Below are 4,141 nucleotides of genomic sequence, written 5' to 3' on the forward strand. Positions count from 1 at the left end.
TGGCGGAGTGATGACATCAAACAACTGTCCGACGCCGATGGGCATACCCTCAGCCGCAAAGAACGCCAGCAGCGCCGCCACGGTGTCAACGTCGATTTGTTGCGGCGGCTTGCGCATGATGTTGCGCACCGTCTGCCTGCTAAGGCCGGACAGCTCCGCAACCTCAGCGAACGTGTACCGATGGTTACGTTGCGCCTCTAACTGGCCTAGCGGTCGCAAGACGTTGAATGTCACTTTGAGCATTGTGTTTCCTTTTGTTGTGGCCATGCGTTCATTGCGTCAAGCATACAGGCGCAACGGACAATTGTCAATCACTTTGCGCATTATTATTGCTAGTTGACAAATTGTGTAACCAAAGGTACAATGCTATATATCAGTTTGGACGCAAGACAACGGTTGTAAAAATCAGCACCGCTACTCAGACTAGCGGCGCTGACTGCTAAAGGGTGCGTAGCACAGAGCCGACGCACGATCATTGTACATTGGAAGGGAACGAAACACCATGACAGACTATCTCACCAAAGAAGCAGCCGACCGAATCGACGCCTACTACCGTTGGGTAGCAGAGACGAAGATCGACATCCACGGCGGCGGCGGGTTCATCTGCGAAGAAGCTGACCTACACCCAAGTCTATTCCCTCATCAGCGCGACACCGTCCGTTGGATGCTAGCGCGCGGCAAGGCCTTGAACGCATCGTCGTTCGGTCTTGGCAAGACTCGCATCGCCTGCGAATGTCTCCGCCAGATTCACAACCGCACGGGCGCCAAGACGTTGATTGTCGCACCGCTCGGTGTGCGTCATCAGTTCACCGTCAAAGATGGCCCGGCGATGGGTATGAAAATCCAGTATGTCCGCACCGACGCCGAAGCGCTCGCAGCCGATACCCCCTACCTCATCACGAACTATGAGCGGGTGCGAGAGGGCGACATCTCCGCCGCATTCTTGGCCGAACACATCGAAGCAATCAGCCTCGACGAAGGGTCAGTGCTCCGCAGCCTGGGCAGTGACACGCAGCAGACGTTCGAGAATGTGTGCCGCCCGATTCCCTACCGCTTCGTCTGCACCGCCACGCCGTCGCCGAACGACTGGAAAGAACTCATCTACTACTCCCAGTTCTTAGGTGTCATGGACGCTGGCCAGGCGCTAACGAGATGGTTCAAGCGGGACAGTCAGCACGCCGGCCACCTGACCGTCCATCCGCACCTGGAACGGGAATTCTGGCTGTGGGTCGCGAGCTGGGCGTTGTTTGTGCAAAAGCCGTCCGACCTGGGCTATGACGATACCGGATACATCATGCCGGAGATCACGGTGCACTGGCACCGCATCGCAGCCGACCACACGAAGGCTTGGGACATCTCCGACAAATACGGCAACGTCATGCTCTTCAAAGACAGCGCCGCATCTATCCAGGCGTCAATCAAGGAGAAGCGGGACAGTCTGCAGGATCGTGTTGACAAGACAGCGGAGATTATCGCCGCCGATTCGCCAACAAAGCACTGGCTTGTGTGGCACCATCTTGAGGATGAGCGGCGGGCGTTGACCAAAGCTATCCCAGATGCGGTTGACGTGTTCGGCTCGCAGGACCTGGACGTGCGGGAGCAGCGCATCGTAGATTTTAGCGATGGCAAGTATCGCATCCTGGCCACCAAACCGGAGATCGCCGGATCCGGGTGCAATTTTCAGGAGCATTGTTACGCCAACATTTTCACCGGCGTGCGCTACCAGTTCGAAGAGTTCATCCAAGCGATTCACCGAACGCAGCGATTCGGGCAGACGAAACCGGTCGAGGTCCACATCATTCACACCGACGCCGAAGACCAGATCGTCGAGGTGATGAAAACCAAGTGGGCGAAACACAATCAGTTGGTTGACAACATGACGCACATCCTGAGAGAGTTCGGACTAACGAATGAGGCACTATCCATGAATCTCAAGCGCACGCTCGGTTTGCCCCGACAGGAAACGTCGGGGAAGTGGTTCACTGCCATCAATAACGATTCGATCGTCGAGATGGAACGGTGGGCTGATAACTCGGTCGACCTGATTCACACGTCGATACCGTTTTCCAAGCATTACGAATATTCCCCCTCCAAGAACGACATGGGTCACAACCCGTCGAATGAGGCATTCTGGCAGCAGATGGACTTTCTAATCCCGCATCTCCTGCGCACGCTCAAGCCCGGGCGCATGGCCGTGATTCACGTCAAAGACCTGCTAGAGTATGCTCACAACTCCGGTCTTGGTGTCATGGCAGTGTACCCGTTCAGTGATGACTGCGTAGCGGCTTTCCGCAAACACGGCTTTATCTTCTGCGGCCGCGTCACCGTCAACACCGACGTTGTTCGTGAGAACAACTCGACCTACCGCCTCTCCTGGTCGGAGATGGTCAAAGACGGCACGAAGATGGGCGCCGGCTTGCCGGAATACGTCCTGTACTTCCGCAAGAAACAGTCGGACACGCAGCGCAGCTACGCCGATGAGCCGGTCGTGCACACGAAGGATGAATACCCGGTCAGTCGCTGGCAAGTTGACGCACATGCCTACTGGCGCTCTTCCGGCAACCGCCTGCTACGCCCCGATGAAATCGAAGCGGCAAAGCAGGAGTGGACGCCCGAACAGTTGACCCAGACTGACGCCGGTCGCATCTACCGCTGGTACAAACTGTTCAGTGCCAAGAACCTGTACGACTACCAGGCGCACCTGGACATGGTAGCAGCACTGGATGACGCCGGCGCATTGCCCAAAACCTACGGGTTGATGCTACCCCATGCGCCAGACGGCGGGCAGGATTACGTCTGGTCGGATGTCGTGTCAATGCAGACGTTGAACTCGTCACAGTTCCGCAAGGGCGAAGAGAATCACGTTTGCCCGTTGCCCTTCGACATCGTAGAGCGTGTCATTGAACGGTTCTCGAATCCCGATGAGGTTGTCTTGGATCCATTCGGTGGCCTATTCACGGTCCCCTACATCGCTATCAAGATGGGCCGGCGCGGCGTTGGTATCGAATTGAACCCGGTCTACTACGAAGCCGGTGTGCAGTATTGCAAAGAGGCGGAATTGAACCGCGGCGCTCCGACGCTGTTCGAACTGATTGACGCAGAAGCAGCCGCAATCATGCCGACGCTCGCCGACGCAGCCTAACGTGTACCACGGTCCCGGCTGACGCAGTAACCGGCGGGGTGTTTCGCCTCGAAACCTTTCTCGTCGCCAACCTGGTCGATCCGGTTCATACAGGTTTGGCACGCTGGGACCGTTCGCTTGTGCCGGTAGGGATTAATGGGAATCTCTACCGGCTGTAACTCAGGGGACAATGACATGAAACACGAGAGGGATTACATGGACATCAGAACATATCCACAGGCGCCGACCGACCTTGACGCCGTGATCGACGGAACGCTGGCAATCATCAACGAAAAGGCGCTTCTCCGCCGCACAATCCAGAGCCTTGAATCGCAGAAGGCCGAACTGCTCGCCGCAATCAAGCAACAGGATGCGGAGATTCAATCTCTGCGCAGCGCCAACGAGCGGTTGTCAGTCCGGTTACAGGCGCATCTGCGCAACGTGAAACTGTTGGAGCAGGCGGCGCAACTCGGCGGCAAAGGTGACCGTTTCGGGTCAGAAGCCGTGCTGTGGGATTACGCCAAAGCGGAGATGCGGGACTATCGGGCAACGTTATCCGGTGACATCGGGAGCGAACAATGAAAACGCCATTGATTGAAGACCCTGCGGCGTACTGGCAGCGGCAAGCGGAGAAGTTGGCGCAACAATTGAAAGACGAAAAGAATCAGCGCCAGTACTTCGTGAACTATGCCAGGGCGCTCGAATCGCTGGTCACGTTCAAGCAACGCCTGGATGCGCAAGAAGTCGCCGGCGATTTGATGAGAAAGGATGAGGGGCCGATATGAGCGAAGAGATGTACGGCTGGGTTCGCCTGTTCCTGGCGTTCGGCGTCGGCTTTATGTTCGGGTTCATCACGATGGCCTTGATCGTGATGGCGAAGGAGAGGGACAAAGACTATGAATAACTGGCAGATGGGGACGCCGCCGGCCGGTGTCACATGCTACGTGTGGCATTACAACCTCATTCTTGAGGCAACGCACGATGGCAATGTGTGGCACGCAGCCGTGACCGGGCGCATCC

4 protein-coding genes are annotated in these 4,141 nt (G+C 56.8%); 3 read left to right on the top strand and 1 reads right to left on the bottom strand.

The genetic code is table 11. The features are described 5' to 3' along the window. A partial coding sequence (locus IPM06_22575) for a helix-turn-helix domain-containing protein (GenBank protein ID MBK8773196.1) occupies nucleotides 1–243 on the bottom strand: 243 nt, incomplete at its 3' end. 259 nt (nucleotides 244–502) lie between these two features. Here IPM06_22575 and IPM06_22580 point away from each other — a divergent pair. The 3 genes from IPM06_22580 to IPM06_22590 all read left to right on the top strand — a co-directional run bounded on the left by IPM06_22580 (nucleotide 503) and on the right by IPM06_22590 (nucleotide 3,906). Further along, complete coding sequence (locus IPM06_22580) at nucleotides 503–3,142, top strand: DNA methylase N-4 (protein MBK8773197.1); 2,640 nt, start codon at nucleotides 503–505, stop codon at nucleotides 3,140–3,142. A gap of 135 nt (nucleotides 3,143–3,277) precedes the next feature. Next, a complete protein-coding gene (locus tag IPM06_22585; protein MBK8773198.1) occupies nucleotides 3,278–3,703 on the top strand; it encodes a hypothetical protein in 426 nt (141 codons plus the stop codon). Continuing rightward, nucleotides 3,700–3,906 carry a hypothetical protein gene (locus IPM06_22590; protein ID MBK8773199.1) on the top strand — a complete coding sequence of 69 codons (207 nt, stop codon included), beginning with the start codon at nucleotides 3,700–3,702 and terminating at the stop codon, nucleotides 3,904–3,906. Before IPM06_22585 ends, IPM06_22590 begins: the two co-directional genes overlap by 4 nt. Nucleotides 3,907–4,141: the final 235 nt, after the last annotated feature.

The organism is Hyphomicrobiales bacterium, from assembly GCA_016710435.1.
Classification (GTDB): domain Bacteria; phylum Pseudomonadota; class Alphaproteobacteria; order Rhizobiales; family Aestuariivirgaceae; genus Aestuariivirga.